General features: G+C 61.9%; 24 protein-coding genes. 10 read left to right on the top strand and 14 right to left on the bottom strand.

Annotation, left to right across the window (positions count from 1 at the left end; genetic code table 11):
- Positions 1-32 precede the first annotated feature (32 nt).
- From AACU78_RS27900 to AACU78_RS27920, 5 genes are read right to left on the bottom strand one after another with little or no spacing between them, the layout of a single operon-like run.
- Positions 33-818 (bottom strand): fimbrial biogenesis chaperone, encoded by a 786-nt coding sequence (locus tag AACU78_RS27900; RefSeq protein ID WP_106578824.1) that lies wholly within the window; start codon positions 816-818, stop codon positions 33-35.
- A gap of 27 nt (positions 819-845) precedes the next feature.
- Positions 846-1,346 (bottom strand): Csu type fimbrial protein, encoded by a 501-nt coding sequence (locus AACU78_RS27905; protein ID WP_371924160.1) that lies wholly within the window; start codon positions 1,344-1,346, stop codon positions 846-848.
- Between the two features lie 5 nt (positions 1,347-1,351).
- A complete protein-coding gene (locus AACU78_RS27910) occupies positions 1,352-1,885 on the bottom strand; it encodes a Csu type fimbrial protein (RefSeq protein ID WP_106578825.1) in 534 nt (177 codons plus the stop codon).
- Between the two features lie 18 nt (positions 1,886-1,903).
- On the bottom strand, positions 1,904-2,446 hold the full coding sequence (locus AACU78_RS27915; RefSeq protein ID WP_106578826.1) for a Csu type fimbrial protein: 543 nt from the start codon (positions 2,444-2,446) through the stop codon (positions 1,904-1,906).
- Complete coding sequence (locus AACU78_RS27920; protein WP_106578827.1) at positions 2,440-2,967, bottom strand: Csu type fimbrial protein; 528 nt, start codon at positions 2,965-2,967, stop codon at positions 2,440-2,442. Before AACU78_RS27920 ends, AACU78_RS27915 begins: the two co-directional genes overlap by 7 nt.
- Positions 2,968-3,155: 188 nt before the next feature.
- Between AACU78_RS27920 and zapE the strand changes: the two genes are divergently transcribed.
- Both zapE and AACU78_RS27930 read left to right on the top strand, forming a co-directional pair.
- Positions 3,156-4,250: a cell division protein ZapE gene (gene zapE, locus AACU78_RS27925; RefSeq protein ID WP_106578828.1), complete on the top strand. Its 1,095-nt coding sequence runs from the start codon at positions 3,156-3,158 to the stop codon at positions 4,248-4,250.
- Between the two features lie 40 nt (positions 4,251-4,290).
- Complete coding sequence (locus AACU78_RS27930; protein ID WP_106578961.1) at positions 4,291-5,595, top strand: protein kinase; 1,305 nt, start codon at positions 4,291-4,293, stop codon at positions 5,593-5,595.
- Between the two features lie 123 nt (positions 5,596-5,718).
- On the opposite strand, the gene AACU78_RS27935 is transcribed toward AACU78_RS27930, so the two are convergent.
- The gene (locus AACU78_RS27935) at positions 5,719-6,426 is read right to left on the bottom strand and encodes a YebC/PmpR family DNA-binding transcriptional regulator (protein ID WP_106578829.1); all 708 of its coding nucleotides are present in this window, start codon (positions 6,424-6,426) and stop codon (positions 5,719-5,721) included.
- 99 nt (positions 6,427-6,525) lie between these two features.
- Positions 6,526-7,383 carry a LysR substrate-binding domain-containing protein gene (locus AACU78_RS27940; protein ID WP_106578830.1) on the bottom strand — a complete coding sequence of 286 codons (858 nt, stop codon included), beginning with the start codon at positions 7,381-7,383 and terminating at the stop codon, positions 6,526-6,528.
- A gap of 108 nt (positions 7,384-7,491) precedes the next feature.
- Here AACU78_RS27940 and AACU78_RS27945 point away from each other — a divergent pair, with 108 nt between their 5' ends.
- From AACU78_RS27945 to AACU78_RS27955, 3 genes are all read left to right on the top strand, one after another.
- Positions 7,492-8,601: a 2-aminoethylphosphonate--pyruvate transaminase gene (locus AACU78_RS27945; RefSeq protein WP_106578831.1), complete on the top strand. Its 1,110-nt coding sequence runs from the start codon at positions 7,492-7,494 to the stop codon at positions 8,599-8,601.
- Positions 8,602-8,630: 29 nt separating this feature from the next.
- On the top strand, positions 8,631-9,458 hold the full coding sequence (gene phnX / locus AACU78_RS27950) for a phosphonoacetaldehyde hydrolase (RefSeq protein WP_106578832.1): 828 nt from the start codon (positions 8,631-8,633) through the stop codon (positions 9,456-9,458).
- 113 nt (positions 9,459-9,571) lie between these two features.
- Positions 9,572-10,165 (top strand): cytochrome b, encoded by a 594-nt coding sequence (locus tag AACU78_RS27955; protein ID WP_106578833.1) that lies wholly within the window; start codon positions 9,572-9,574, stop codon positions 10,163-10,165.
- A 197-nt stretch (positions 10,166-10,362) separates the two neighbouring features.
- On the opposite strand, the gene AACU78_RS27960 is transcribed toward AACU78_RS27955, so the two are convergent.
- Positions 10,363-11,253 carry a 1-aminocyclopropane-1-carboxylate deaminase/D-cysteine desulfhydrase gene (locus AACU78_RS27960; RefSeq protein WP_106578834.1) on the bottom strand — a complete coding sequence of 297 codons (891 nt, stop codon included), beginning with the start codon at positions 11,251-11,253 and terminating at the stop codon, positions 10,363-10,365.
- Between the two features lie 57 nt (positions 11,254-11,310).
- On the bottom strand, positions 11,311-13,350 hold the full coding sequence (locus AACU78_RS27965) for an NADPH-dependent 2,4-dienoyl-CoA reductase (RefSeq protein ID WP_106578835.1): 2,040 nt from the start codon (positions 13,348-13,350) through the stop codon (positions 11,311-11,313).
- A 212-nt stretch (positions 13,351-13,562) separates the two neighbouring features.
- Here AACU78_RS27965 and AACU78_RS27970 point away from each other — a divergent pair, with 212 nt between their 5' ends.
- The 3 genes from AACU78_RS27970 (at position 13,563) to AACU78_RS27980 (ending at position 17,060) form a co-directional block, all read left to right on the top strand.
- Positions 13,563-14,693 carry a carbon-nitrogen hydrolase family protein gene (locus AACU78_RS27970; protein ID WP_106578836.1) on the top strand — a complete coding sequence of 377 codons (1,131 nt, stop codon included), beginning with the start codon at positions 13,563-13,565 and terminating at the stop codon, positions 14,691-14,693.
- A 4-nt stretch (positions 14,694-14,697) separates the two neighbouring features.
- Positions 14,698-15,732, top strand: coding sequence for an AraC family transcriptional regulator (locus AACU78_RS27975; protein ID WP_106578837.1), 1,035 nt, complete (start codon positions 14,698-14,700; stop codon positions 15,730-15,732).
- Positions 15,733-16,058: 326 nt separating this feature from the next.
- Positions 16,059-17,060 carry a transketolase-like TK C-terminal-containing protein gene (locus AACU78_RS27980; protein WP_106578838.1) on the top strand — a complete coding sequence of 334 codons (1,002 nt, stop codon included), beginning with the start codon at positions 16,059-16,061 and terminating at the stop codon, positions 17,058-17,060.
- A 126-nt stretch (positions 17,061-17,186) separates the two neighbouring features.
- Here AACU78_RS27980 and AACU78_RS27985 read toward each other — a convergent pair whose 3' ends face one another.
- The gene (locus AACU78_RS27985) at positions 17,187-17,657 is read right to left on the bottom strand and encodes a MarR family winged helix-turn-helix transcriptional regulator (protein WP_106578839.1); all 471 of its coding nucleotides are present in this window, start codon (positions 17,655-17,657) and stop codon (positions 17,187-17,189) included.
- A 145-nt stretch (positions 17,658-17,802) separates the two neighbouring features.
- Between AACU78_RS27985 and aceE the strand changes: the two genes are divergently transcribed.
- Positions 17,803-20,463, top strand: a complete 2,661-nt coding sequence (gene aceE / locus AACU78_RS27990; RefSeq protein ID WP_106578840.1) for a pyruvate dehydrogenase (acetyl-transferring), homodimeric type — start codon at positions 17,803-17,805, stop codon at positions 20,461-20,463.
- 1 nt (position 20,464) lies between these two features.
- Here the strand turns inward: aceE and AACU78_RS27995 are convergent, their stop codons facing one another.
- Both AACU78_RS27995 and AACU78_RS28000 read right to left on the bottom strand, forming a co-directional pair.
- Positions 20,465-21,271, bottom strand: coding sequence for a DUF2242 domain-containing protein (locus AACU78_RS27995; protein WP_106578841.1), 807 nt, complete (start codon positions 21,269-21,271; stop codon positions 20,465-20,467).
- 89 nt (positions 21,272-21,360) lie between these two features.
- On the bottom strand, positions 21,361-22,260 hold the full coding sequence (locus AACU78_RS28000) for a LysR substrate-binding domain-containing protein (protein ID WP_106578842.1): 900 nt from the start codon (positions 22,258-22,260) through the stop codon (positions 21,361-21,363).
- A gap of 117 nt (positions 22,261-22,377) precedes the next feature.
- On the opposite strand from AACU78_RS28000, the gene AACU78_RS28005 reads away from it, so the two are divergent.
- Positions 22,378-23,553 (top strand): MFS transporter, encoded by a 1,176-nt coding sequence (locus AACU78_RS28005; RefSeq protein ID WP_106578843.1) that lies wholly within the window; start codon positions 22,378-22,380, stop codon positions 23,551-23,553.
- A 51-nt stretch (positions 23,554-23,604) separates the two neighbouring features.
- Here the strand turns inward: AACU78_RS28005 and AACU78_RS28010 are convergent, their stop codons facing one another.
- Positions 23,605-25,479 carry a SurA N-terminal domain-containing protein gene (locus AACU78_RS28010; protein WP_106578844.1) on the bottom strand — a complete coding sequence of 625 codons (1,875 nt, stop codon included), beginning with the start codon at positions 25,477-25,479 and terminating at the stop codon, positions 23,605-23,607.
- A 232-nt stretch (positions 25,480-25,711) separates the two neighbouring features.
- Complete coding sequence (locus AACU78_RS28015) at positions 25,712-25,984, bottom strand: HU family DNA-binding protein (protein WP_003174819.1); 273 nt, start codon at positions 25,982-25,984, stop codon at positions 25,712-25,714.
- Between the last annotated feature and the right edge of the window lie 112 nt (positions 25,985-26,096).

A 26,096-nucleotide genomic window follows, 5' to 3' on the forward strand; every position in this document is an offset into this window, starting at 1 on the left:
CCAGGGGCTGCTCCATGCCCTACCGCACTGATTTATCGCCCCGGTGCAAGGTTCTCCAATTGCGTCGCACCATTGACTCGCACCTGCAGCGGCTGATCAGCCGGCAGGCCCTCCGGCACCGGCCAGCGCATGGTTGCGCCCGGCAGCACATAGCCCATCAGGCCTTCCACCAGCGGCCGCGGCTGACCGCCCTGTTTGAACGTGGCGTCGGTCAAGCGTGCATGCACGGCGCCCTGGTTGCGCATTTCGACGTAGTTGCGCCCACCCACTGTGACCTTTTTCCAACTCAGGTCCGGCTTGCCGGCACTTTTGGGGTCGCGCTCGCGGGTGCCATCTACCTTGCTCCAAAGGCCCGGGCCATAGGCGAACAGCGGCACCGAATAGCGCATCTGGAAGCGAATCGCAGCGGCCGTCTTGCCATCAGCCGGGGCCGCAGGCGGCGCGGCCGGGGGGATTTCATCGATGATGATCCGGTAGGCCAGTTCCCGGCCCGGCGGCACCTCTTTGGTCCGGGTCAGGCGCACCAGCTGTTTCTGCCCCGGCTCGATTTTCGCCACCGGCGGGCTGCCGATCACGTCGCGCTGGTTCTGGTACTGCTCATCAAAACCGCTCTGGGTCCAGGCAAACACGCGGATTTGCAGGTTGGCGGTCTCCGTGCCGCGATTTTCCAGCCACAGGGCGCTGGCCTGTTGGTCGGCCTCCAGCACCGGGTCAATCGGCCAGATCAGCACCGAGCTGGCCGCCTGCGCCTGCCCTGCCGTCAACGCCCACAACGCGCTCAAACCTGCTGCCCACCAGTGCCGGGAAGCTGCATACATAAGTCTTACTCCTCATTGCCAATCGCCTTACCACGACAGCTGCACCTGCAACGTGTCGCTGTACGTCCCCCCAGGCGTATTACCCGGTAACTGCACTCGCCCATAAATCGGCAAGGTGATGCTGGCTGCGTTGGTGTAGGCCACGCTCACGCTTTGACTGATGCCCAGGCTCTGGCTGAACGCCGCGTCCCGAAACAGCTGATAAGCCACTTGAGCAGTGCCGCTATTGAGCTGCATCCGCCGACCGCTGTTGTTGTGCAATCCGCCATCGACACTCATGCTCAGCGCAACCCCCGGCGTACATTGCAGGGTCACGCCCCCCGTGAGTGCGACAGACGCCGTGCTGGTCGCCAGGGCCGAATAAGTGCCAAAGGCCAGGCTGCCGTAGTTCGTCCCGCCACCCACCACCAGGCATCCAGGGGTGATGGTCGCGCTGACCTGGAACGACTGACTGGTCACCGCCAGCAGCGACACCGGCATGCCCCAGCCGATGCACACCACACACGCCGCCCACCCTGCCCGGCTCATGGCACTTAGAACGTCAGCGTCACGTTGACCGTGTCGGTGTAAGTCCCGGCCGGCAGCCCGGCCTTGCCGTTGGCCTTACCGTAAATATTCACGGCCTGGGCCACGCCCGTGCTGGGTGCCAGGTTGATCACCCCACCGATGGCGAGCAAATTGGAATGGCCACTGTCGGTGAACAGGTCATACGGCACGTAATTGGCCACACCGTCGTACAGCGCGCGACCACCGCCCACGGACTTGCCGTCGTTGGCGCCGGCAGACACGGTCAGCGTTGGTGAAGTGCCCGCCGAACACAGAATCGACAACGCGCCACCGCCGCCGCCCAGCACCTGGCCGTCGGCTTCAGTGAACAGGCTGTTGGCCGTACCGAAGTTCAGGTTACCGAAGCTCATCCCGCCGGTGGCCGCCGCACCATTGACCTGGCAGCTGCTGGTCAGCACCAGCGTTGCGGTGACGGTGCCGGCGACCGTGGCCGCCTGCGTACCCGACACCCACACCAGCGCCATCAATGGAAAAACTGCTTTCGATACAAGTGCATGCATGATGTTAATCCTCATGATTTACCAATCCAGAGTCACCGTCAGGGTGTCTGTGTAGATGCCGGCCGGTAGGGCCCTGGTATTCGCCACCACCGAGCCGAATACCGGGATCGGTACTTGTGTGCCCTTGGTCACGACGAAATTGCGTTGTTGGCCAATGCTGTAAGTGCTCTGGCCCAGCGGATCGGCCGACAGCCGATACGGGATGGTCTGACGCCCGTTGCTCAAGCGTCGCGTGGTGCCATCGCCGTGCGCGCCGCCGTCGATCGTCACGGTGAAACTGCTGACCACCGAGGGGTTGCAGGACACCGACAGCGGCGCCTTGTCGCCATCGGAAACGGCTGCGCCCAGTGGGTTGCTCCAGGTCGGGCCCTGGCTGCCAAAGTCGAGCATTGCCGTGCCGCCCGCGGGGCTCACGGGCGCGCTTGCGGCGCCTTTGCTCACCTCACAACTGGCGGTTATTACCAGCCGCGCATGAATCTGCCCGGCCACGGCCGCCTGGGCGTCTTCTGCCAGCAGCAACAGGCCGCCCATGGCCACGAGGGCCCAGCCCCGGCTTACCATGTGACCGTGACCTTGAGCAGGTCGGTGTAGCGGCCGACGGCGGGGATGTCCTTGAGCGGTTCGATGCGGCCATATAAGGGCAAGTCGACGCTGCCCGAGTCCGGCACGCGGCCACTGAGCGGTTCATTCACGGGCAAGGCAATACGTCGCGCGGCGTCGGCGTAAAGGCGATAGGGAATAGGTTTACTCGAGGGGGTCGCGGCGCTGAGGTAGCGTACTTCGCCGACGCCGCCATGCAGGCCGCCGTCAACGCGCATTTGATAGGGTGTGTCCGGGTTGCATTCCAGGCGCGGCTGGCGCTGGCTGATCAAGGCCGCACTCAAGGGGCCGGCCGGGTCATCCAGACGCGGGCCGCTGCCAAAGTCCAACACGCCCAGCTGCTCGATACCCGCATCGCGGGTGATGCCCACCAGCTGGCAGCCCCGTTGCACGTCGATGCGCACTTCTACCTGAAGTTGCGCAGCGTAAACCGTGTTACAGAGTATGGCGCCCATGACTGCCAATACTGCTCGTCCCTTCACTGCCCCAATTCCTTATACAGGGGTGACAACTGTGTATGAGGTTAGCCATTTAAGGAGAAACCGCCAGTTTGCCCAGGACTACCCCCTCGCCATGCTTTTTCGAGATAGCTGGCGGCGCGCTTCTCTATTGGTCAAATCGCCTCGGGCGCCCTAAAGTGGGCGACCACCGCACGACAGAGTGACTTGCATTGGCTGTGCTTCCCCTGATTCAGCGTTTGCTGGGCAAAAAAACCGCCGTCCTTGACCCCTCGCCTATCCCAGCGTTCTTTGAGAACAAGGCCAGGCAACAGGGCTATACCCTGAGCGCAGGCCAAACCCGGGCGATTGCCGCCCTCGCCCGCGAGACCCAGCACCTGCTCGCCAACCGTGCAACGCGCAGCCTGTACCTGCACGGCCCGGTGGGGCGCGGCAAAAGCTGGCTGCTCGATGGGTTTTTCCAGGCGCTGCCGATTGCCGACAAACAGCGCGTGCACTTCCATGCGTTTTTTGCCCGCCTGCATCGGGGCATGTTTGCGCACCGTGAGCACGACGACGCCCTGGGCGTGACCCTCGATGAGCTGTTGGCGGGATGCCGGGTGCTGTGTTTCGACGAATTCCATGTTCACGATATCGGCGATGCCATGCTTATCAGCCGGCTGTTCAAAGCCTTGTTCGCGCGCGGCGTGCTGGTGCTGGTGACCTCAAACTATGCGCCCGAGGGGCTGCTGCCCAACCCGCTGTACCACGAACGCTTCAAGCCGGTGATCGACCTGATTGCCGCGCGGATGGACGTGCTGGAGGTCAGCTCACCCGAGGATTTTCGCAGCTTGCCCCAAGCGCATGCCGAGCAGCATTTCACCGCCGGCCAGTATGTTTGGCCGGGCACGCCCGCCCAGCGTGAAATGCTCGGGCTGCCCGCCACCGATTGCCCGGCGCAAAGCCTGACCGTCGGCAATTGTCAGCTGATATGTCGCCACCATCAGGCGCCAACCATCGCGTTCACCTTCAACGACCTGTGCGAACAACTCACGGCCGTGATGGATTACTTGCTGCTCTGCGAGGACTTCGACCACTGGATTGTCGACGGGCTGCCCCAGTTGGCAGACTGCCCGATCGCCGTGCAACAGCGGTTTATCAACCTGGTGGACGTGCTGTACGACCAGGACAAACGCCTGACGCTGATCGGCCAACACCCCTTGGCGCATGCCCTTGAAGGGCAGGCCATCGACCTGGCTCGCACCGCGAGCCGTCTGAACCAATTGCAAACCGTCTGCCCGCAACCGGCGCCTCACCCGGTATCATGAGCGCCTTTTTACGCCCTCTTGCCGAGTGACTGCGCCGTTCATGAATACCCTCGCCCAACTCAAGGCCGGCCAACTGGCCGGCATCACGCGCCTGGACCTGTCCTGCGGGCTGACCGAATTCCCGCGGGAAATCTTCGAACTGGCCGACTCCCTGGAAATCCTCAACCTCACGGGCAACGCCCTGAGCAGCCTGCCCGACGACCTGCATCGCCTGTCGCACCTGCGCGTGCTGTTCTGCTCCGACAACGCCTTCACCGAGCTGCCGGCGTGCCTGGGCCAGTGCGCACAGCTGAGCATGATCGGCTTCAAGGCCAACCGGATCAGCCACGTGCCCGCCGCCGCCCTGCCGCCGCAGTTGCGCTGGCTGATCCTCACGGATAACTGCATCAGCCAATTGCCCAACGAATTGGGCGAGCGGCCGTTGCTGCAAAAACTGATGTTGGCCGGCAACCAATTGGCGCACCTGCCGCAAAGCCTGGCCAACTGCCACAACCTGGAACTGATCCGCATCGCCGCCAACCGCCTGACTCAACTGCCGCAGTGGCTGCTGACGCTGCCGAGCCTGACCTGGCTGGCCTATGCCGGTAACCCGGTGGAAATGGCCGTGGATGTGGCGGGCGATGACGCGACACCGAACATTCCCTGGTCGGAACTGGAACTGGGTGACGTGCTGGGCGAAGGCGCCTCGGGGATCATTCGCAAGGCGGCGTGGCGACCGCGGGGGATGTCTGTCGCAGTCAAACTGTACAAAGGCACGATCACCAGCGACGGCTCTCCGCTGCACGAAATGCAGGCCTGCATCGCCGCCGGGCTGCACCCCAACCTGATCAAGGTGGAAGGCCGCGTGGTGGGCCATCCCGATGACCAGGCCGCACTGGTGATGGACCTGATCGACCCGAGTTATCGCAACCTTGCCGCACTGCCGAGCCTGGCGTCCTGTACGCGCGATATCTACGCGCCCGACACGCGCTTCAGCCCCCAAGTGGCCTTGCGCATGGCGCGCGGCATAGCGTCGGTGGCGGCCCATCTGCACCGCCACGGCATTACCCATGGCGACCTGTATGGCCACAACATTCTGTGGAATGCCGAGGGTGATTGTTTGCTCGGGGATTTTGGCGCGGCGTCGTTCCATGCCACGGCGGACACCTTGGAAACCCAGGCGTTGCAGCGTATTGAAGTGCGCGCGTTTGGGGTGTTGCTGGGGGAGTTGCTGGCGCGGGTTGACACGCCGTTCAACGACCAGGCGTTGGTGGCGCTGCAAAAACGCTGCTGCCAGCCTGATGTGTTGGCGCGGCCAGGCTTCGAAGAGATCGAGACCTTGCTGCAAGCTTTGCCACACCACTGATCAAATGTGGGAGCGGGCTTGCTCGCGAATGCGTAGTGTCAATCACTGATTGGGTGACTGACACATTGCATTCGCGAGCAAGCCCGCTCCCACATTTTTTACCGCGTTCTATTCAGCGATAAATCAGCCAGCCAGGCCGACGAACATATCCTGCACGTCGTCATGGTTGTCCAGGCCTTCCAGGAAGGCTTCGACTTCGGCCATCTGCTCATCGGTCAAACCACTCACCGGGTTCTTCGAGATGTAGCCCAGCTTGGCCGACAACACCGTGAACCCCTGCTCCGGCAGGGCCTTCTGCACGGCATCCAGGTCGGTGGTTTCGGTGATGAACAGGGTGGTGCCCTCTTCTTCGCCGTCTTCGAAATCCTGGGCGCCGGCTTCGATAGCCGCCATTTCCGGATCAGCGTCCGAGGTGTCCGGCGACGCTTCGATCAGGCCGACGTGGTTGAAGTCCCAGGCCACAGAGCCCGAAGCACCCAACTGACCTTTGCGGAACGCCACGCGGATTTCCGCCACGGTGCGGTTGATGTTATCGGTCACGCACTCGACGATCAGCGGCACCTGGTGCGGGGCGAACCCTTCGTAGGTCACACGGTGGTACTGCACGGTTTCACCCAGCAGGCCGGCGCCTTTTTTGATCGCGCGCTCCAGGGTTTCCTTGGGCATCGAGGCCTTTTTGGCTTGCTCAACCACCAGACGCAGGTGGGCGTTGGTCGCGGTGTCGGCACCGTTGCGGGCGGCGATGGTGATTTCCTTCACCAGCTTGCCGAAGATCTTGCCCTTGGCATTGGATGCCGCTTCTTTATGTTTGACTTTCCACTGTGCGCCCATGACTCACTCTCTTTTGTCCATCGCGCCGAAACGTCTACTGGCCGGCGCTTTGGGGGCAGAGTTTATAGGGCAAAAAAAAATCGTTCCAGCAAAAAACTGTCAAGACGCCAACTCGAAAAACGCCTGGATAAGGCGCAGTGAACGGCGCCGCTCCATGCAACCGAGCATGTGCCGGTTGACCAGCCCGTCGCCCTGCAGGGGTATGGCGTGCACGCGCGGATCGCGGCTGACCTCCATTGACGACACCACCCCCACGCCCAGTTCAGCGGCGACGGCTTCGGTCACCGCCTCACGGCTGTCCAGTTCGAGCAAGACCTTGGGCTGCACAGCGGCGCTGGCGCACGCGCTGTCGAAGGTGCGCCGGGTAATCGAGCCGGGCTCGCGAAGCACCATGATCACTTCGTGCAATTGCTCAAGGCGAATGCCCGCAGGGTCGGCCAGCCACGGGTGCCCTGCCGGCACCAAGGCGCAGATGCGCGATTCGTTCAGGGCTTGCAGGTGCAGGCCATTGCGCGGTTCCACCTCGGTGAGCACCGCCACATCCGCATGCTCGGACAACAGCGCCGCCAGGGTTTCCTGAGCATTGCCCAAGCGCAGGTTCACGGTGATGCCTGGGTAGCGCGCACGTAACCTGGCGATCATCGGCATCACCAGATGCGGGCCGTCGGCCGCCACCTCCAGGCGCCCGGTGAGCAGCTGACGATTGGCTTCCAGCAGGGTCTGGGCCTCGTCCACCAGACCGAAGATCGCGCGGGTGATCGCCGCCAGGCGCGTGCCCTCCTCGGTCAACTCCACCCGCCGCGCCGTACGCCGTAACAACGGGATCTGGTAGTGCTCCTCCAGAGCCTTGATGTGCCCGGTCACCGCCGGCTGGCTGATAAACAGCCGCGCCGCCGCCCGGGTGAAACTGCCCTCGCGGGCTACGGCATCGAATGCACGCAGTTGGAACAAGTTCATAGCTATCGGCCTCACTGATAGCTCGCATAACAACAAACAATTTGATTGATAACAAGCCAAACTGCACTTTAGGCGCCGTAGCTTCCCCAAGACTTGCGAGGACTTGAGATGACCACCGCCGCGCCCATTCTGCTCACACCCGGCCCCCTGACCACGGCCGTGCGTACGCGTCAGGCCATGCTGGTGGATTGGGGTTCATGGGACCAGCGATTCAACCAACTCACCGCCAGCGTCTGCGAGCAGTTGCTGGCGATCCTCAACGCTGCCGACAGCCATCACTGCGTGCCCCTGCAAGGCAGCGGCACCTTTGCCGTCGAAGCCGCCATCGGCACCCTGGTGCCGCGTAGTGGCAAGGTGCTGGTATTGATCAACGGCGCCTACGGCAAGCGCCTGGCCAGGATCTGCGAAGTGCTCGGCCGCCCATTCAGTACCTTTGAAACCGCCGAGGATGAACCGACCACTGCGGCCGATGTGGAACGTCTGCTGCGCGCCGACCCGGCCATTACCCACGTGGCGCTGATCCACTGCGAGACCAGCACCGGCATTCTCAACCCGCTGCCGCCGATTGCCGAGGTGGTGAACAGCCACGGCAAGCGCCTGATCATCGACGCCATGAGTTCCTTCGGTGCGCTGCCAATTGACGCTCGCGAAGTGCCGTTCGAGGCACTGATAGCAGCCTCGGGCAAATGCCTGGAGGGCGTGCCGGGCATGGGTTTTGTGTTTGCCGACAAACAGTCGCTGGCCGCCGCCCAAGGTAACTGCCACTCCCTGGCGATGGACCTGTTCGACCAGCACAGCTACATGGCCAGGACCGGGCAATGGCGCTTCACCCCGCCAACGCACGTGGTCGCCGCCCTGCACGAAGCGTTGCTGCAATATCACGAAGAAGGCGGCCTGCCTGCGCGTCACCAGCGCTATACACGCAACTGTCAGGCGCTGCTCGATGGCATGGCCGAACTGGGCCTGCGCAGCTTCCTGCCGGCAGCGATCCAGGCGCCGATCATCGTCACCTTTCATGCGCCAAAGGACCCGCGTTACCAGTTCAAGGCGTTCTATGAGCGGGTCAAGGCCAAGGGCTTCATCCTGTATCCCGGCAAATTGACCCAAGTGGAAACCTTCCGCGTGGGCTGTATCGGCCACGTCGATGCGGCCGGCATGCGCGCCGCGGTCAAGGCGATCGCGCAGGTGTTGCAAGAAATGGAAGTGCTGGACATTTGATTTCCCCCATTACCCCCAGGATCTGCACCATGAATTACCAGAACCCCAACACTCTCCAGGCCGTTATCCTCGATTGGGCCGGCACCGTGGTCGACTTCGGCTCCTTCGCCCCCACGCAGATTTTTGTCGAAGCCTTCGCCGAGTTTGACGTGCACGTGTCCATCGAAGAAGCCCGAGGCCCGATGGGCATGGGCAAGTGGGACCATATCCGCACCCTCTGCGATCAGCCTCAAGTGGCCGAACGTTACCGCAAGGTCTTCGATCGCACACCGACCGACGACGACGTGACCGCCCTCTATGAGCGCTTCATGCCGTTGCAGATCGAGAAAATCGCCGAACACTCGGCGCTGATCCCAGGCGCACTCGACACCATCGCCCGGCTGCGTGCGCAAGGCATCAAGATCGGCTCTTGCTCCGGCTACCCCAAGCAAGTAATGGACAAGGTCGTCGCCCTGGCCGCCACCAACGGCTACCTCGCCGATCACGTGGTCGCCACCGACGAAGTGCCCAACGGCCGCCCATGGCCGGCCCAGGCACTGGCCAACGTGATCGCGCTCGGCATCGATGATGTGGCGGCCTGCGTGAAGGTCGACGACACCGTGCCCGGCATTCTCGAGGGCCGTCGCGCCGGAATGTGGACCGTGGCGCTGACTTGCTCGGGCAATGCCCTGGGCCTGACCTACGAGCAATTTCGTGCCCTGGACAGCAGCACCCTGGCCCGCGAACGCGAGCGCATCGAGGCGATGTTCAAAGGCGCGCGCCCGCACTATCTGATCGACACCCTCAACGACCTGCCCGCCGTCATCACCGATATCAACCGGCGCCTGGCGCGCGGTGAAATGCCGCAAAGCCACTGACAGAGGTCAAAACAACGGCATTTACGCCAGGCAAAGCGCTCAAAACCGGCATACAGTTAAAGGACTCCGTCACCAAGAACGGAGGTTTGCCCTGATGAGTGAGGAACACAGCGATGCCGTGGAAAAACTCCGATACACGCTACAGCACCATGTCGATTGCGCTGCACTGGTTGATGGTGGTGCTACTGGCAGTGGTTTACGCCTGCATAGAGTTACGCGGCCAGTTTCCCAAAGGCAGTGGCGCGCGTACGTTGATCGTCGAAATGCACTTCATGTTTGGCCTCACTGTGTTTGTGCTGGTGTGGCTACGCCTGTTCGCGCGCAGCCTGGGCGTTGCGCCGAAAATCGTGCCAGCGCCCCCGCAATGGCAAAGCCTGTTGGCCACGCTGATGCACGTTGCGCTGTATGCGTTGATGATCGGCATGCCGATCGCCGGCTGGCTGATCGTCAGTGCCGAGGGGCATTCGGTGATGTTCTATGGCATTGAGCTGCCGCCGTTGATCGCTGAAAACAAGGCGCTGGCCAAAGAAATCGAGGGCTGGCACGTGCTGTTCGGCAAGATCGGCTACTGGCTGATCGGGCTGCATGCATTGGCGGGGATCCTGCACCATTACGTGATCCGCGATAACACGGCGCTGCGCATGATGCCGGGTGGAAGCGGGCTTGGGCGCAAGGGCGGTGGATCAGCCACCAAATGGGTCGATTGATGCAGCGCTATCGCGGCCGGGTAGCCGACCTGAGTGAAGCAATGGCCGGACAAAAGCACAGCAACACCGGATATACCTGGCTTCAATGAAAAGCCAATGTGGGAGCGGGCTTGCTCGCGAATGCGTTGGGTCAGTCAGCTCATTTGTACTGACCCACCTCATTGGCGAGCACGCCCGCTCCCACCCACGGATTTGCGCTAGGCAGTAAACCCACGACGACCTTGCAGGCCGCCGGTATGCACGAAGATCAGACGAGTGCCGGGGGGAAAACGCCCAGCCTCGAGTTGCTGCTTCAGCGCCAGCAAGGCCTTGGCGGTGTAAAGCGGCTCCAGCGGCAAACCACTGGCCTGCTCCGTGGCGTGCATGAACTCAAGCAATAACGGATCGACCTTGGCGAAACCGCCTCGGCTTGCGTCCACCAATTCATAGCCTTGCTGCACGATAGCCTGCACGTTTTGAGCGACGCCGTGGTCATCCGGCACCGCCATCGCGCCAAAGACTGCGTGCGCGCCCGCCTCGGCCAACGTCAACCCGGCCAGGGTCGTACCGGTGCCCGCCGCCAACCACCAGGCGTCGTAGTCGGCCCAGCCGAGGGTATTCAATTGCGCGCGCACTTGGTCGACCAATACCGCGCAACCCAAGGCACCGGCCATTCCACCGCCGCCTTCCGGCACTGGGTAAAGTTGCGGGTATTGTGCGTGCCACGGCAACCAGAAATCCGCCGCATGCCGCGCGCGATAGCCGCCGTAGCCGAGCCAATGCAGCTGCATGCCAAAGGCTTTCAGGTCGAGCACAGTGGGTGTGTCTTGAGGATGGCCGCGCAACAGGCCCACGGTCGGAAAACCGAAGCGTTTGCCGGCTGCCGCCAGCGCGTGCAAGTGGTTGGAGTGCGCGCCGCCGAGGCTGATGACTCCGCGGGCTCCGGCCGCCTGGGCATCGGCCAGGTGCTGGGTGAGCTTGAACCACTTGTTGCCGCTGATCAGCGGGTCGATGCAATCCAGGCGTAGCACAGCCACCTCGACGCCGTTCAGCCAATCCAGCTGCAACAGTTCAAGGGGCGCGTGGGGAAGCCAGTCGAAAGGGCCCATCGGGAGGCCTCTGAACGAAAAAAGGGGCGGCAGTCTACCACCGCCCCTTATTTCGTCTTACAACTCGGCGGCGAGGCGCGAGCCCTGGTTGATGGCGCGCTTGGCATCCAGCTCGGCCGCCACGTCGGCGCCGCCGATCAGGTGCACGTTCTGGCCAGCGGCGATTAGGCCGTCCTGCAATTCGCGCAGCGGGTCTTGCCCGGCGCAGATGACGATGTTGTCGACCGCCAGCAGCTGCGGCTCGCCGTCGGCGCCGATGCGGATATGCAGACCCTGGTCATCGATGCTCAGGTATTCGACGCTGTTGAGCATCTGCACACGCTTGTTCTTCAGGCCTGTGCGATGGATCCAGCCGGTGGTCTTGCCCAGGCCGTCGCCGACCTTGGAGGTTTTGCGTTGCAGCAGGAACACTTCACGCGCCGGCGCATGCGGCGCAGGCTTGATGCCGGCCACGCCGCCACGGGCTTGCAGTTGCGTGTCGATGCCCCACTCTTTCCAGAACGCTTCGCGGTCCAGGCTGGTGGACACGCCTGCGTGCACCAGAAATTCAGAGACGTCAAAGCCGATACCGCCAGCGCCGATCACCGCCACGCGCTTGCCCACCGGCTTGCGCTCAAGAATCACGTCCAGGTAGCTCAGCACCTTGGCGTTGTCGATGCCTGGAATCGCTGGCGTACGCGGCGCAATGCCGGTGGCCAGGATAATCTCGTCATACCCGCCCGCCGCCAGTTGCGCGACATCCACACGGGTGTTGAGGCACACCTCGACGTGGGTGGTCTGCAATTTGCGCTTGAAGTAGCGCAGGGTTTCAAAGAACTCCTCTTTGCCCGGCACGCGCTTGGCGATATTGAACTGGCCGCCGATTTCGCTGGCGGAATCGAACAAGGTCACTTGATGGCCGCGCTCCGCCGCCACGGTAGCCGCTGCCAGGCCCGCAGGACCGGCGCCGACCACGGCGATTTTCTTGATCTGCTTGACCGGCAGGTAGTTCAACTCGGTTTCGTAGCAAGCGCGCGGGTTGACCAGGCAGGTGGTCAGCTTGCCGCCAAAGGTGTGGTCCAGGCAGGCCTGGTTGCAGCCGATGCAGGTATTGATTTCATCGGCGCGGCCGGCAGCCGCCTTGTTGACGAACTCCGGGTCAGCCAGGAACGGCCGCGCCATTGAGACCATGTCGGCATCGCCCTCGGCGAGGATCTGCTCGGCAACTTCCGGCGTATTGATACGGTTGGTAGTAATCAGCGGAATCTGCACCGCACCGCGCAGCTTGGCGGTGACTTTACTGAACGCGCCACGCGGCACTTTGGTGGCGATGGTCGGGATACGCGCTTCGTGCCAGCCGATACCGGTGTTGATGAGGGTCGCACCGGCTTGCTCGATGGCCTTGGCCAACTGCACGATTTCTTCCCAACTGCTGCCGCCCTCGACCAGATCGAGCATCGACAGGCGGAAAATAATGATGAAGTTCGGGCCGACGGCTTCGCGTACGCGGCGCACGATTTCCACCGCCAGGCGCATGCGGTTCTCGTAGCTGCCACCCCAGCGGTCGGTGCGGTGGTTGGTGTGGGCGGCCAGGAACTGGTTAATGAAGTAGCCCTCGGACCCCATGATTTCCACGCCGTCGTATTCGGCGACCTGGGCCAGCAGCGAGCAGGTGACAAAATCCTGGATCTGCTTTTCGATGCCTTCTTCATCCAGTTCCTTGGGCTTGAACGGGTTGATCGGCGCCTGGATCGCGCTCGGTGCGACTTGCTTGGGGCTGTAGGCATACCGCCCGGCGTGAAGGATCTGCATGCAGATCTTGCCGCCCGCTTCGTGCACGGCATGGGTCACGATCTTGTGCTTCTGCGCTTCCTCGTCAGTGGTCAGCTTGGCTGCACCGGCATACACGCCGCCCTCGTCATTCGGGCCAATGCCGCCGGTGACCATCAGGCCGACACCGCCACGGGCGCGCTCGGCAAAATAGGCGGCCATGCGCTCGAAACCACCTGGCTTTTCTTCAAGGCCTGTGTGCATCGAACCCATCAGGGTGCGATTGCGCAAGGTGGTAAAACCCAGGTCCAACGGGGCCAGCAGGTGCGGGTAGGCAGCAGCGGTCATGGTACAGCTCCACAACGGATCATCACGGGACGTGGCAGGCTCGAATGGCCCGCCATCGGTTTATGTCCCACAGACTAAGAGGCGATGGACTGCCGCTCAATGACTGAAACTGACAACTTATTGATCCAAATGCACAGCGCCCCTTGGCAAGCAGGTGCCTGGGCCCTACCCTAGTCGGCGAACCCTGCACACGGTCTGTTGTCTGTTGCCCCATGCGTAAACTTCTAGCGTTCACCCTCGTCATGGCCCTGGTTGCCGCCGTCACCGCGTATCTGGTCTGGACCCAGGAGCGCCCTGTGGCGCACTACCTGTCGGACCTGCGCATTTCCCTGGCCGTCAATGAAGGCGAGCCTGCCGATCGTGGCAACTTGCTCGGCATTCAGCCAGAGTTGTTCCCCGCCGATTACCAGAGCCTGGAACGCCTGCACCTGAAGCTAGCGGCGTACCTGCAAAAGGCCCGTGATCAGGGGCTGATCAATCAAAAGACCATCGTGGTCCTGCCCGAACATATCGGCACCTGGCTGATGCTCAGCGGCGAAAAAAACGAGTTGTACCAGGCGGCCCATTTAAAAGACGCGATGAACTGGCTGTCGGCCAGCAACCCTCTGCAGTTTGCGCGCGCATGGATCAGCGCCACCGGCGACAACCGCATGGATGACGCCTACCTGCGTATGAAAGCCTCCGCCATGGCGCGCGACTACCAGCTGTTGTTCGGCGGCCTGGCCAAAGAGTTTGGCGTCACGCTGGTGGCCGGCTCCATCACCCTGCCCAACCCGAGTGTCGAACAAGGCCAACTGCATGTCGGTCATGGCCCGCTGTATAACGCCAGCCTGGTGTTCGGTGCCGACGGTTTGCCAATGGGCCAGCCACAGCGCCAGTTCTACCCGATCTACGATGAGCGCGGTTTTATCCAACCGGGCGACGAAAATATCGTCAACGTGGTCGATACCCCGGCCGGGCGCCTGGGCATACTGATCGGCAGCGACAGCTGGTACCCGGACAACTACCGCAAACTCAACGAGCAAGGCGCGCAGTTGGTCGCCGTGCCGGCGTTTGTGACCGGCCGCGAGACATGGGATCGCCCATGGCGCGGGTTTAAAAGCGTGTCGACGCCACCCGAAATCAGCCTCAAGCCCGAGGAACTCAGCGAAGGCGAAGCCTGGCACCGCCTGACCCTGATCAGCCAACAACCGATCAGCCAGGCAAGCGCCGGCATGAGCGTGTTCCTGCGTGGGCAGTTCTGGGATCTGGGCACTGCCGGGCACAGCTTTCTCAGCACCAACGGGCGAGTCAACGCCGACAGCGGCGCCCGTGGCGCACGCCTGCTGAATATCTGGTTGTAACGCCTTGAAGCCGGTGCGCCTCGGGGATCTGTCAGTGGGCTTCGTGCACACCCTGGCGGACGCCATTCAAAGCCACGGCCTGGACCCGCAACCGCTGCTGCTGCAATACGGCCTGGACGCAGCGCGCCTCGCCGAAGCCGGTGCGCGCCTGTCGATCCCGCGTTACATGCGCCTGGGCCATGCGGCCATCCAACTGACCGGTGACCCGGGCCTGGGCTTGCGCATGGGCCAGCTCAGCCGCTTGAGCCAGGCGGGCCTTGCAGGGGTCACCGCCGCGCAAGCGCCCAACGTGCGTGAAGCGGCGCGCACATTGACCCGGTTCGAGGCGCTGTACGGCTCCAACTATCGCGGGCAGTCGAGTTTTCACGAAGATGCCGAAGGGGCGTGGCTGCGGTTCTATTCCATCAGCCCCTACAACGCCTACAACCGCTTTGTGGTGGATTCGATCATCGCCGGCTGGCTGCAGCAATTGTCCAGTTTGGCCCAACAACCGGTGCAGGCGCAGCGCATCGACATCGAATTTGACGCGCCCCCGTATTGTGACCAGTACGCCGTGCTGGGTGACGGCCCGGTGCATTTTGGCGCCGACGCCAATCAATTGCGCCTGAGCCAGCAAACCCTGGCGATGCGCAACCCGCAGCATTGCCCGAGTACCTGGCAGCTGTTGTTGAAGTTGTGTGAAGCAGAGTTGGAGCAGTTGACGCGCACCCGCAGCCTGCGCGAGCGCATTACCCGTTTGCTGGGGCCGATGCTCAATGGCGGCCGGGAACCCGACCTGGAGGAAGTGGCGGCACGCTTGAAGCTGCCCACCTGGACCCTGCGCCGCAAACTGGCCGAAGAAGGCACGCAGTTTCGCGCGATTCTCAACGACACCCGTCGCGATCTGGCCATGACCTACATTCGTGATACGGAATTGGCGTTCGGTGAAATCGCCTACTTGCTCGGTTTTGCCTCAGCCCAGGCCTTTCAAAGGGCGTTCAGGCGATGGAACAACCAGACCCCAGGGGAATTTCGCCGTAGTCAGCGGCATTCCGCCTGAAGTCGGTATTACAGCTCGGTGGCGTCATCGACCGGATCCAGCGGATCCAATTCAAACGCATGGTACTCCAGCAGTTCTTCTTGGTAATCGTCCATGGTGGACTCCTTGTGAGGTTAAAGCGGCAGCCAATAAATGACCCGCACAGCCAGCCTAAAGTGCCGTGATGACGAAAAAATGTCTGCGCCATGACGTTCCTGCACATCCTGATTAAACGTAGCAGCGCTGGGTTGATTTAGCGTTTAACGTTTGACGTGCGATTGCAATCATTGCATGTGCAACTACATTTCTATTAGGGTACGAACCTCTGTTGCCTGGAGCTTCAACCCATGCCCGCCTCTACCGCTAACGCCGCGCAGCTGTGTATTGACGCACTGAACGCCGCCGAACCATCGCGAAGTTCGCCGTTGTACACGGTGATGACCATGGCCAATACCCTGGAATTCAGCCAGCAAGCCTGGGTAATTCGCGGCCAGTCACGCAGCCGACGCGTGGGGAGCTGGCCTACCTGGTTCGCGCGTAATACCGGCGAAAAACCACTGCTGTACCTGCACAGCGCGGCGTCGTCGGCGCAGCTGTGTGCGTTGTCGGATGAGACCGCGCAGCGCGGCATCCTGTGCAACGACATCGAGAACCAACCTTCGCCCTGGCCCAAAGGCGCGCAACCCTCGCTACCGCTGTGGCTGGCAAACCAGCCGCGTTGCACACCGTATGATCCGGCCTCGGGTGAGGAAGCCCGCGCGATAGTACTGGCCGGGTTGCGCACGTTGTACGTCGACGGCCAGCCCGGGTTTTATTACCTGGCGCTGCATGATCAAGAGACCGCCGTGACGTTGGATGCGCAAGACCGTGAAGATGCGCTCAGAGGCATGTACCCGATCCAACGTCGCCAAGGGGAGGTGCGATTGCTCGGTGCAGGTCGGGCACTGGTGGAAGTCGCTCATGCGGCTCAGTTGCTTGAACAGGACTGGAGCATCACGGCGCAGCTGTGGAGTTGCCCCAGCTACACGCGACTGGCCCGCGAGGCTGCGGCCGCTGCGCGCTGGAATCGGCTGCACCCCATCGCGCCCCGGCAGAGCTGCCATTTGCGTGATTGCCTGGCCGGGGATACCACCCCGGTAATCGCCGTCACTGGTTATCCGCAGCCGATTGTCGATCAGCTGGGGCCGTATGTTGACGCGCGTTTTGTGGCGCTGGGCGCCGGCTCAGTGCAGGCATGTGCGCCGAGTCGTTTTTGGATCGTGGTGTGTGCGTTGAGGGCGTTGGCGGATGAAGGGTGTATTGACGCACACCAGGTGGAAATAGCGATGAAACGGTATCCACTTGAATGAATGAGAAACGCGATAAACATGTGGGAGCGGGCTTGCTCGCCAAAGCGGTGGTTCAGTTAACCGGTAGGGTTCTGACACACCGCTTTGGCGAGCACGCCCGCTCCCACATTGAATCTGCACCGTATCTCAGATCTTGCGTCGGTTGCGGGTGTGCACACCCGCCTCCACCGCCAACCCCGCCGTACGCTCCAGGGCATCGGCAAACAATTGGCGCTGCTCGGGCTCGATTTGCGACAGGAACAACTCGTCGACGGTGCTTTCGTAGATCGTCCACATTTTTTTGCGCAGCACCCGACCCGCGTCGGTGATCGAGGCAAACGCAGCTCGGCCGTCGCCGTCTGAACGTGAACGCACCACCAGGCCGTCCTTTTCCAGACGGTCCACCAAGCGCGTCAGGTTATAGCGCTCGATCGCCAGCACATCGGCCAGTTCGTGCATACGGCGAGTGCCCTCGGGGCCGCTTTCCAGGCCCCACAGCGCGTCATACCAGGCGTAAGGCGGCAGGCCCGCCTCAGCCAGCCGACGCTCGATTTCACGGATGACCGTCCTGTGGGCCCTGACAAAACGGAACCATACATCAGGCTCATTCGACGACATGCAACACCATCCGGGGAATTTCAAGAAGGTTGCAATAGTAGCTCATCCCGCGCTAGATTCAGGCATGTCGTTGCAATTGCAACTACATTGGCGCTACTCCCACAAGGAGCTCGCTGCTTCAAATCCGCCTACCCTGGAGCTTCACATGACCCCCAATAACGCTGTAAGACTGGACGACGATCCACAGGAAACCCGCGAGTGGCTGGAGTCCATCGAATCGGTGCTGTCCACCGAAGGCCGCCCGCGCGCCCATTACCTGATAGATCAGTTGCTGGATTTCGACGTAGCGCGCCATGGTGACTTCTACGGGCGGGTGACCACACCCTACGTCAACACCATTCCCGCCGACCGCCAGTTGCCCTACCCCGGCAACCTGGCTATCGAGCGTCGCACCAATGCGTTTATCCGCTGGAATGCCATGGCCATGGTCTTGCGCGCAGGCAAACATTCCGGTGTGGGTGGGCATATCGCGACTTATGCGTCAGCTGCTGTGCTGTACGACGTAGGCTTTGACCACTTCTTCCGTGGGCGCACCGACACGTTCGACGGCGACCTGGTGTACATCCAGGGCCACTCCTCTCCTGGCATCTATGGCCGCGCGTATCTGGAGGGGCGCATCAGCGAAGCACAGTTGGACAACTTCCGCCGTGAGGCCGGTGGCAAAGGTTTATCGTCCTACCCGCACCCGCGCTTGATGCCGGACTTCTGGCAATTCCCTACCGTCTCCATGGGGCTGGGGCCGATCACGGCGGCCTACCAGGCGAGATTCATGCGTTACCTGGAATTTCGCAACCTCAAGCAACACCAGGGCCGCAAGGTCTGGGCCTTCCTCGGTGATGGCGAAATGGACCAGCCCGAGTCCCTCGCCGCCATCTCCCTCGCCGGTCGCGAGAAACTCGACAACCTGATCTTCGTGGTCAACTGCAACCTGCAACGCCTGGACGGCCCGGTGCGCGGCAATGCCAAAGTGATTCAGGAATTCGAAAGCCTGTACCGCGCCGCCGGTTGGAATGTGATCAAAGTGATCTGGGGCGGTGGCTGGGACGCGCTGCTGGAAAAGGATCAGAGCGGCCTGCTGCGCCAGCGCATGATGGAATGCGTGGACGGCGATTATCAGAATTACAAATCGCAGAACGGCGCCTATGTACGCGAGCATTTCTTCGGTAAATACCCGGAGTTGCTGGCACTGGTTGCAGACATGTCCGACGACGAAATCTGGAAACTCTCACGCGGGGGCCATGACCCGGACAAGGTCTACAACGCCTACGCCGCTGCCGTGCGCCACCAGGGCCAACCGACGGTGATCCTGGCCAAAACCGTCAAGGGCTTCGGCATGGGTGAAGCCGGCGAAGGCCAGAACATCAACCACCAGTTGAAGAAAATGGGCGCCGAGGCGGTAAAAGCCTTCCGCGACCGCTTCGGGCTGGAAGTGGCGGATGACCAGCTCGACGATATCCCCTACCTCAAGCCCGCTGCCGACAGCGAAGAAGCCCGCTACTTCGCCGCGCGTCGCCAAGCCCTGGGCGGCTATGTGCCCGCGCGCCACAGCGCCATCGAGTCATTAAAAATCCCCGAACTGAGCGCATTTGCGTCCCAACTCAAAGACACGGGCGAGCGCGCCATTTCCACCACCATGGCCTTTGTGCGCATCCTTGGCACGCTGCTCAAAGACCCGCACCTGGGCAAGCTGATCGTGCCAATCGTGCCGGATGAATCGCGCACCTTCGGCATGGAAAGCCTGTTCCGTCAGATCGGCATCCATTCAGCGGTGGGTCAGCTTTACACCCCACAGGATGCCGGGCAACTGAGCTACTACAAGGAGAGCAAGGACGGACAGATCATGCAGGAAGGCCTGAACGAATCCGGCGCCATTTCCTCGTGGATCGCGGCCAGTACGTCCTACAGCAACCACGGCCTGATGACCGTGCCGTTCTACATTTTCTATTCGATGTTCGGCTTCCAGCGCGTCGGCGACCTGGCCTGGGCGGCGGGCGATGCGCGGGCGCGCGGGTTCCTGCTGGGGGCCACGGCGGGGCGTACCACGCTGATGGGCGAAGGCCTGCAGCATGACGACGGCCACAGCCATATTCTGTCGTCAGTGATCCCGTGCTGCGTATCGTATGACCCGACGTTTGCCTACGAGCTGGCGGTGATCATTCGCGAAGGCATGCGGCGCATGTACGTCGAGCAAGAGGACATTTACTACTACATCACCCTGCTCAACGAGAACTACCCACACCCGGCCATGCCCGATGGCGTGGAGCACGGGATTCTCAAGGGCATGTATCGACTCAGCAGCCACCCGCAAGCGCAGGTGCAATTGATGGGCAGTGGCTCGATTTTGCGCGAAGTGATCGCCGCGGCCGACTTGCTCGAAAAGGACTTCGCCGTGCACAGCGACGTGTGGAGCGTCACCAGCCTGACCGAGCTGCGCCGTGACGGGCACGCGGCGCAGCGCTGGAACCTGCTGCACCCGCAAAGCGAGCCACGCGCGAGTTACGTTGAGGAATGCCTCGCCGGGCATCCCGGGCCGGTGGTGGTGGCCACGGACTACATGAAATTATTCGCCGATCAGGTTCGCCCCTTCGTCCACGGCCGTCGCTTTGTAGCGCTGGGCACCGACGGGTTCGGGCAATCGGATACCCGCGAAACCTTGCGTGAGTTTTTCGAAGTGGACCGGCACTTTATCGTGCTGGCGGCCTTGAAGGCGCTGGCCGATGACGGCGTGATCGGCCGGGACAACATCACTCAGGCCATCAGTCGCTACGGGATCAACGTCGACAAGGCGGATCCCTTAACGGTCTGAGTTACTGCGCGGGCGTGGGCAGCGGCGGAATCGCCTCTGTCGGCGCCGGCAGGCTCGGATTGGTCGGCGCCGGGGCCGGCTCGCTTGCCGGGGTTGGGGCCGGCTCTTCCTTGGGTGCAATCGGTGCCGTCTCGGCGGGCGGCGTCACCGTTTGCGAAGCAGCCGGCGCTGCCGGTTCTTCCTTCGGTGCCTCGACCTTCTCGGCTACCGGCGCCGCCTTGGGTTCCGGCACACCGAGGTCAGCCTTGGGCTTCTCGGGGATATGCTCGGCCTTCTTCACTTCCTGCGGCAGGAATACATCCACCAGCGCGAAATAACGGTCGTAGAACTTGGGCGCCGAGACCGTCTCGCTCGCCACCTTGACCATCGAGTCATCGGTGGAGCCGATCGGCATCGACACCGAGCCCAGCACACCCACACCGAGGCTTGCGGAGTTGTTGACCTTCTTCAGCGCATAGCGATCCTGCAAGGCATTGGCAAACATCGTCGAGTGGTTATTGCCTTTGCCGTCATCGGCACACACCACGTTGAAGCTGATCTGCAGGTGCGTCTCGCCGGTCTGCTGAAAGCTCTTGTTACCCACGACCAGCTTCGGATCGCTGCTGGTGATGATGTAACCCTGGCTCAGCAGGGCACGCCGCGCCGCTTCGCAGGCCGCCACGTCGCTGACCGGGTAATCACGGGAGAACGTACCGGAGTCGTCGAAATTCTCATGTTCATAAATAGCGGTCTTGGGTGACGAGCAGCCCGCGGCGCCCGCCAGCACCAGCGCCAACCCGAGGCTACGCAAGTGAAATGATGTCGACATCGAAAATCCTGAGGAAAACAGTCCGGGCGGTATTGTGCAACAGAACGGGGTCCTGGCGCGCGCATTCCTGTCGGTAAAACGTCACAGGCCTACAGGACGGTGCCCGCAGGAAAAAGCCCGGCGCCCATATGGTCAATGAACACGCGCAGTTTGGCTGAGGCATGGCGACTTGCTGGCCATAACATCCAGAAGCTGCCGCGGTGCTCGAGAAAGTCATCCAGCACCCGCTGCAAATGCCCTTGCTGCACCGCGTCCCTGACCATGTAATCCGGCAGGCAAGCGATGCCCAGGCCTTCGTGCACCACATGGTTGAGCGATTCAATGGTGGTGCTGACCAACGGTGTGCGCAAAACGGGTTCTGCGGCGCCTGGCACAGGACGCAATGGCCATGGTTCCAGCTTGCCGGTGGCGCAGAATTTGTGGCGCAGGCACGCGTGGCCGGTCAAGTCCCGGGGCTGCTGCGGGGTGCCATGTTGCTCGAAATAGGCTGGCGTCCCCACCAGCACCAAACGGTAGTGCCCCAGATGACGCGCCATCAAGCGCGAATCTTCCGGCCTGCCTGTACGAATCACCGCGTCGAAGCCTTCTTCAATCACATCCACCATGCGGTCGGAAAAATCCACATCCAGTTCAATGTCCGGGTACGCACGCATGAAATCGCTGAGCACCGGCATCAACAGCCCACGCACCTGCGGCACGCTGATCCGCAACTTGCCGCGCGGCGTGAGAGTGGCCTCGGTCAGTTCCTGCTCCGCGGCCTCGACTTCGGCGAGAATCCGTCGCGAACGCTCGAGAAACAACGCCCCCTCGCTGGTCAAGGTGATGCTGCGCGTACTGCGGTGAAACAGGCGCACACCCAGGCGCTCCTCGGTGCGTGCGATGCTTTTGCCCACCGCCGAGGAAGACACGCCAAGCACACGGCCAGCGGCGGTGAAGCTGCGGGTTTCCGCGACCTGCACGAATACCGAAAGACTGCTCAGGCTGTCCAATGGGCTACCTATCAATTGCGGACGTGGGTGTCCGATAAGTTCGGAACCTTAGCCTGTTTTTCCGCAGCTCACAGCCCCCTACCCTGCTTCCTTGTCTTTCTCCATGGATAGCGTGCGATGAGCAACAGCCCTGCATTAACCGATTCCGCCTCTGCCAACCCACGTCAGGCTCTGCCGCTGGGTGGCTTGCTGGCGTTGGCTTCGGCCGGTTTTATCACCATCCTCACCGAGGCAATGCCCGCCGGGCTCCTGCCGCAGATGAGCGACGGCCTGGGCGTCTCGCCAGCCCTGGTGGGCCAGCTGGTCACGCTGTATGCCCTCGGCTCATTGCTCGCAGCCATTCCTCTCACGCTGCTGACCCGAGGCTGGCGACGACGGCCGTTACTGCTGATTGCGATCGGCGGCTTTGCTTTGGTCAACAGCGTGACAGCGTTTTCCAGCCATTACGGGGTGACTCTGGTGGCACGTTTCTTCGCCGGGGTCTTCGCCGGTCTGCTCTGGGCGCTGCTGGCGGGATATGCCAGCCGCATGGTTGCGCCAAACCTGCAAGGGCGGGCGATTGCCGTGGCGATGCTCGGCGCGCCCTTGGCTTTGTCGCTCGGTGTGCCGGCGGGCACATTCCTGGGCACCACCGTCGGCTGGCGCCTGAGTTTCGCAATCATGACCGGGCTGACGCTGTTGCTGCTGATTTGGGCGCGCTGGCAGCTGCCGGATTTTGCAGGCGAACCTGTGGGAAAACGGCTGGGGCTGCGCCAGGTCCTGAATTTGCCAGGCATTCGTCCGGTGCTGTGGGTGACCTTTACCTACGTGCTGGCTCACAACATTCTCTATACCTACGTGGCGCCACTGCTGGGCCCCGCCGGAATCGCCGCCGAGATTGATCGTGTGCTGCTGGTATTTGGCCTCGCCGCGCTGCTAAGCATCTGGCTGGCGGGCGTACTGATTGATCGATGGTTGCGGGTGTTGCTCGTGGCCAGCTGTGCGCTGTTTGGTTTGATCGCCCTGGCGCTGGCGTTCTGGATCGAGTCGCCAGGGGTTGTCTACGCCGCCGTGGCGCTATGGGGCCTGGCGTTCGGCGGCCTGCCAGCGTTGCTGCAAACCGCACTGGCCAAGGCGGCCGGTGCATCGGCGGATGCAGCGCAGTCGATGCTGGTCACGGTGTGGAACCTTGGCATTGCCGGCGGCGGGTTGGTCGGTGGTGTATTACTTCAAGGCTGGGGCGTCGGTGCCTTTGCGTGGGCGGTCGTGCTGCTGATGCTATTGGCCGTGATCGCCAGCCTGAAGAGCAGGTAATAAAAAGCCCCCGGTCCTTTCAGAGCGGGGGCTTTGTACTTCAAACCGACATCAGAATTTCTTGATGTCAGCCTTGCTTTCCAACTGCTTGCGGTAGGCAGCAAAGTCTTGCTGGCCGATACGGGAAGCGAGGAAGCGGCGGTATTGCGCCTTTTCTTCGTCCGTAGGCGCAGCGGCTTCGTTGACGCCGTTCAAGCGCACGATCACCAGACTACCGTCCGCCAGGGTCACGGTAGTGAAGGTCGGCTTGTCCTTGCTCGCAGGCTTGGGCATGCGGAACAAGGCTTGCAGCACGGCCGGGTCGATCGCTTCCTGGCTACGGGTAGCCGCTTCAGTGACTTTCCAGGCCTGGCCGTCGATCGGCTGGTTCAGCGCAGTTTTGCCATCACGCAGGCTGGCGATCAACTCGTCAGCATGAGCCTTGGCAGCCGCGCTGGCGCGCTCCTTGGTCATCTGCGCACGGATAGCGGCAGAGACGCTTTCCAGTGGCAATTGCGTAGGCTTCAGATGCTCTTTGGCCCGCAGCACAATGATGGTTTCCGGGTCCAGCTCAATGGCGGTGCTGTTGGCACCCTCATCCAGCACTTCAGGGCTGAATGCAGCTGTGACCACCGCGCGGTTGGCGGCAACACCTTCGCCACCTTCACGGCCAAACGGCGCCGAGGTGTGCACGGTCAGCTTCAGGTCAGACGCCGGCTGAGCCAGGTCGGAGGCTTCGAATGCCGCATCTTCCAATTGCTTGGTGGCCTCGACAAAACGTTGCTCAACCTGCTGAGTCTTGAGCTCGCGCGTCAGCTTGTCTTTCAGGCTGGCGAACGATGGCACTTGCGGTGCTTCAACGCCCAACAGCTTGATCAGGTGCCAACCGAAGGTGGTACGTACCGGCGCTGACACCTGGTCCTTGTTCAAGGCATACAGGGCAGTTTCGAAGTCAGGATCGTAGACGCCAGGACCCGCGAAGCCGAGGTCACCGCCATTGGTGGCCGAACCTGGGTCCTGGGAGAACTCCTTGGCCAGGGCGTCGAATTTCTCACCCTTGGCCAGGCGTGCCTGGATTTCCTCGATCTTGGCCTTGGCTTGCGCGTCGGTGGTCTTGTCGTTGACTTCAATCAAAATGTGCGCGGCACGACGCTGTTCAGCGAGGTTGGCGGTTTCTTTCTGATAGGCAGCCTGCAGCTCATCGTCCTTGACAGTGACCTGATCGAAGAACGAAGACTTCTTCAACTCCAGATAGTCGATAACCACCTGATCGGGGGTCATGAACTCTTTGGCGTGCTGGTCGTAGTAAGCCTTGACCTCATCGTCGGTGAGCTTCACCGCCGCAGGGTCGGCCTTGATGTTGACGGTGGCGAAATCGCGGGTCTGTTTTTCCAGACGGGCGAATGCCAGCACTTCAGCGTCGGTGACAAAGCCGCTGCCGGCGAGACCTGCGCGAACCTGGCCGATCAGCATTTCCTGGGTCAGCATCTGACGGAATTGCATACGGCTGTAGCCCAGTTGACGGATCACCTGGTCAAAGCGTTCAGCGTTGAACTGGCCGTCCACCTGGAATTCCGGCGTCTGCAGGATCACTTGGTCAAGCGCCGCTTCAGAGAAGCCGAACTTGGAATCGGCAGCACCTTGCAGCAGCAGTTTGCGATCGATCAGACCCTTGAGGGCCGCATCGCGCAGCAGTTTTTCGTCCAGCAGGGAAGCATCGAAATCCTTGCCCAGCTGTTGCATCAGCTGGCGACGTTGCATGTCGACGGCCTGGCTCAATTCGGTTTGGGTGATCTCTTCACCGTTGACCTTGGCCACGTCCTGTTTGTTGTTGGTCGAAGCCTGGAAAATGGCCTCGATACCGGTGAACGCCATCAATGCGACGATGATCCCGATAATGGTCTTGGCAATCCAGCCTTGTGAATTGTCCCTGATATTTTGCAGCATGCGTCCCCCAGAAACGGTTGATCTTCAAAAATTAGGCAACCGTGGAGCGTGGGTAGAGTCCGGATAGAAGAAAGGCGCATCCGAGGATGCGCCTTCTCGTAGCTGGCGGAGCGGACGGGGGTTTTAAAGCACACCCCAGGCCCTGGCGACCCGATGGATACGTGGGTCAGCTGCCGCTCCGCTGCCAGGCCAGACCTGCGTCCGACCCGGGTAGGTAAGGCTTGAGCGAAGCTTAGTTAACGGCTTCTTTCAGGGCTTTACCGGCTTTGAAACCTGGCTTCTTGGCAGCAGCGATTTGCAGTGCTTTGCCAGTCTGTGGGTTACGGCCAGTGCGTGCTGGGCGGTCGGTCACAGAGAAAGTACCGAAGCCTACCAGTACTACAGAGTCGCCGGCCTTCAGAGCGCCAGTGACGGATTCGATTACTGCGTCCAGCGCACGGCCAGCAGCAGCTTTCGGGATATCAGCGGATGCGGCGATAGCATCAATCAGTTCCGACTTGTTCACTCTAAGTCCCCTTATATATCTATTGAGTATGATTCTAAGTTTTTTGGTGAAAGCAAAAACCAGTGCTGAATGGCCTACAGACACTTAAGAGCCGCTTTATAACAAGGGCTCT

This window comes from Pseudomonas sp. R9.37, from assembly GCF_963878885.1.
Lineage (GTDB): Bacteria > Pseudomonadota > Gammaproteobacteria > Pseudomonadales > Pseudomonadaceae > Aquipseudomonas.

What these genes read in the sequence shown, in the direction of transcription:
- AACU78_RS27960 (WP_106578834.1), bottom strand. Translation starts at nt 11,253, where the DNA reads ATGGGCCCTTTCGACTGGCTTCCCCACGCGCCCCTTGAACTGTTGCAG.
- AACU78_RS27910 (WP_106578825.1), bottom strand. Translation starts at nt 1,885, where the DNA reads ATGCATGCACTTGTATCGAAAGCAGTTTTTCCATTGATGGCGCTGGTG.
- AACU78_RS28005 (WP_106578843.1), top strand. Translation starts at nt 22,378, where the DNA reads ATGAGCAACAGCCCTGCATTAACCGATTCCGCCTCTGCCAACCCACGT.
- AACU78_RS27985 (WP_106578839.1), bottom strand. Translation starts at nt 17,657, where the DNA reads ATGTCGTCGAATGAGCCTGATGTATGGTTCCGTTTTGTCAGGGCCCAC.
- AACU78_RS27995 (WP_106578841.1), bottom strand. Translation starts at nt 21,271, where the DNA reads ATGTCGACATCATTTCACTTGCGTAGCCTCGGGTTGGCGCTGGTGCTG.
- AACU78_RS27905 (WP_371924160.1), bottom strand. Translation starts at nt 1,346, where the DNA reads ATGAGCCGGGCAGGGTGGGCGGCGTGTGTGGTGTGCATCGGCTGGGGC.
- AACU78_RS27945 (WP_106578831.1), top strand. Translation starts at nt 7,492, where the DNA reads ATGACCACCGCCGCGCCCATTCTGCTCACACCCGGCCCCCTGACCACG.
- aceE (WP_106578840.1), top strand. Translation starts at nt 17,803, where the DNA reads ATGACCCCCAATAACGCTGTAAGACTGGACGACGATCCACAGGAAACC.
- AACU78_RS27915 (WP_106578826.1), bottom strand. Translation starts at nt 2,446, where the DNA reads ATGGTAAGCCGGGGCTGGGCCCTCGTGGCCATGGGCGGCCTGTTGCTG.
- AACU78_RS27970 (WP_106578836.1), top strand. Translation starts at nt 13,563, where the DNA reads ATGCGTAAACTTCTAGCGTTCACCCTCGTCATGGCCCTGGTTGCCGCC.
- AACU78_RS27935 (WP_106578829.1), bottom strand. Translation starts at nt 6,426, where the DNA reads ATGGGCGCACAGTGGAAAGTCAAACATAAAGAAGCGGCATCCAATGCC.
- AACU78_RS27930 (WP_106578961.1), top strand. Translation starts at nt 4,291, where the DNA reads ATGAATACCCTCGCCCAACTCAAGGCCGGCCAACTGGCCGGCATCACG.
- AACU78_RS27965 (WP_106578835.1), bottom strand. Translation starts at nt 13,350, where the DNA reads ATGACCGCTGCTGCCTACCCGCACCTGCTGGCCCCGTTGGACCTGGGT.
- AACU78_RS27980 (WP_106578838.1), top strand. Translation starts at nt 16,059, where the DNA reads ATGCCCGCCTCTACCGCTAACGCCGCGCAGCTGTGTATTGACGCACTG.
- AACU78_RS27900 (WP_106578824.1), bottom strand. Translation starts at nt 818, where the DNA reads ATGTATGCAGCTTCCCGGCACTGGTGGGCAGCAGGTTTGAGCGCGTTG.
- AACU78_RS27955 (WP_106578833.1), top strand. Translation starts at nt 9,572, where the DNA reads ATGCCGTGGAAAAACTCCGATACACGCTACAGCACCATGTCGATTGCG.
- AACU78_RS28010 (WP_106578844.1), bottom strand. Translation starts at nt 25,479, where the DNA reads ATGCTGCAAAATATCAGGGACAATTCACAAGGCTGGATTGCCAAGACC.
- AACU78_RS27940 (WP_106578830.1), bottom strand. Translation starts at nt 7,383, where the DNA reads ATGAACTTGTTCCAACTGCGTGCATTCGATGCCGTAGCCCGCGAGGGC.
- phnX (WP_106578832.1), top strand. Translation starts at nt 8,631, where the DNA reads ATGAATTACCAGAACCCCAACACTCTCCAGGCCGTTATCCTCGATTGG.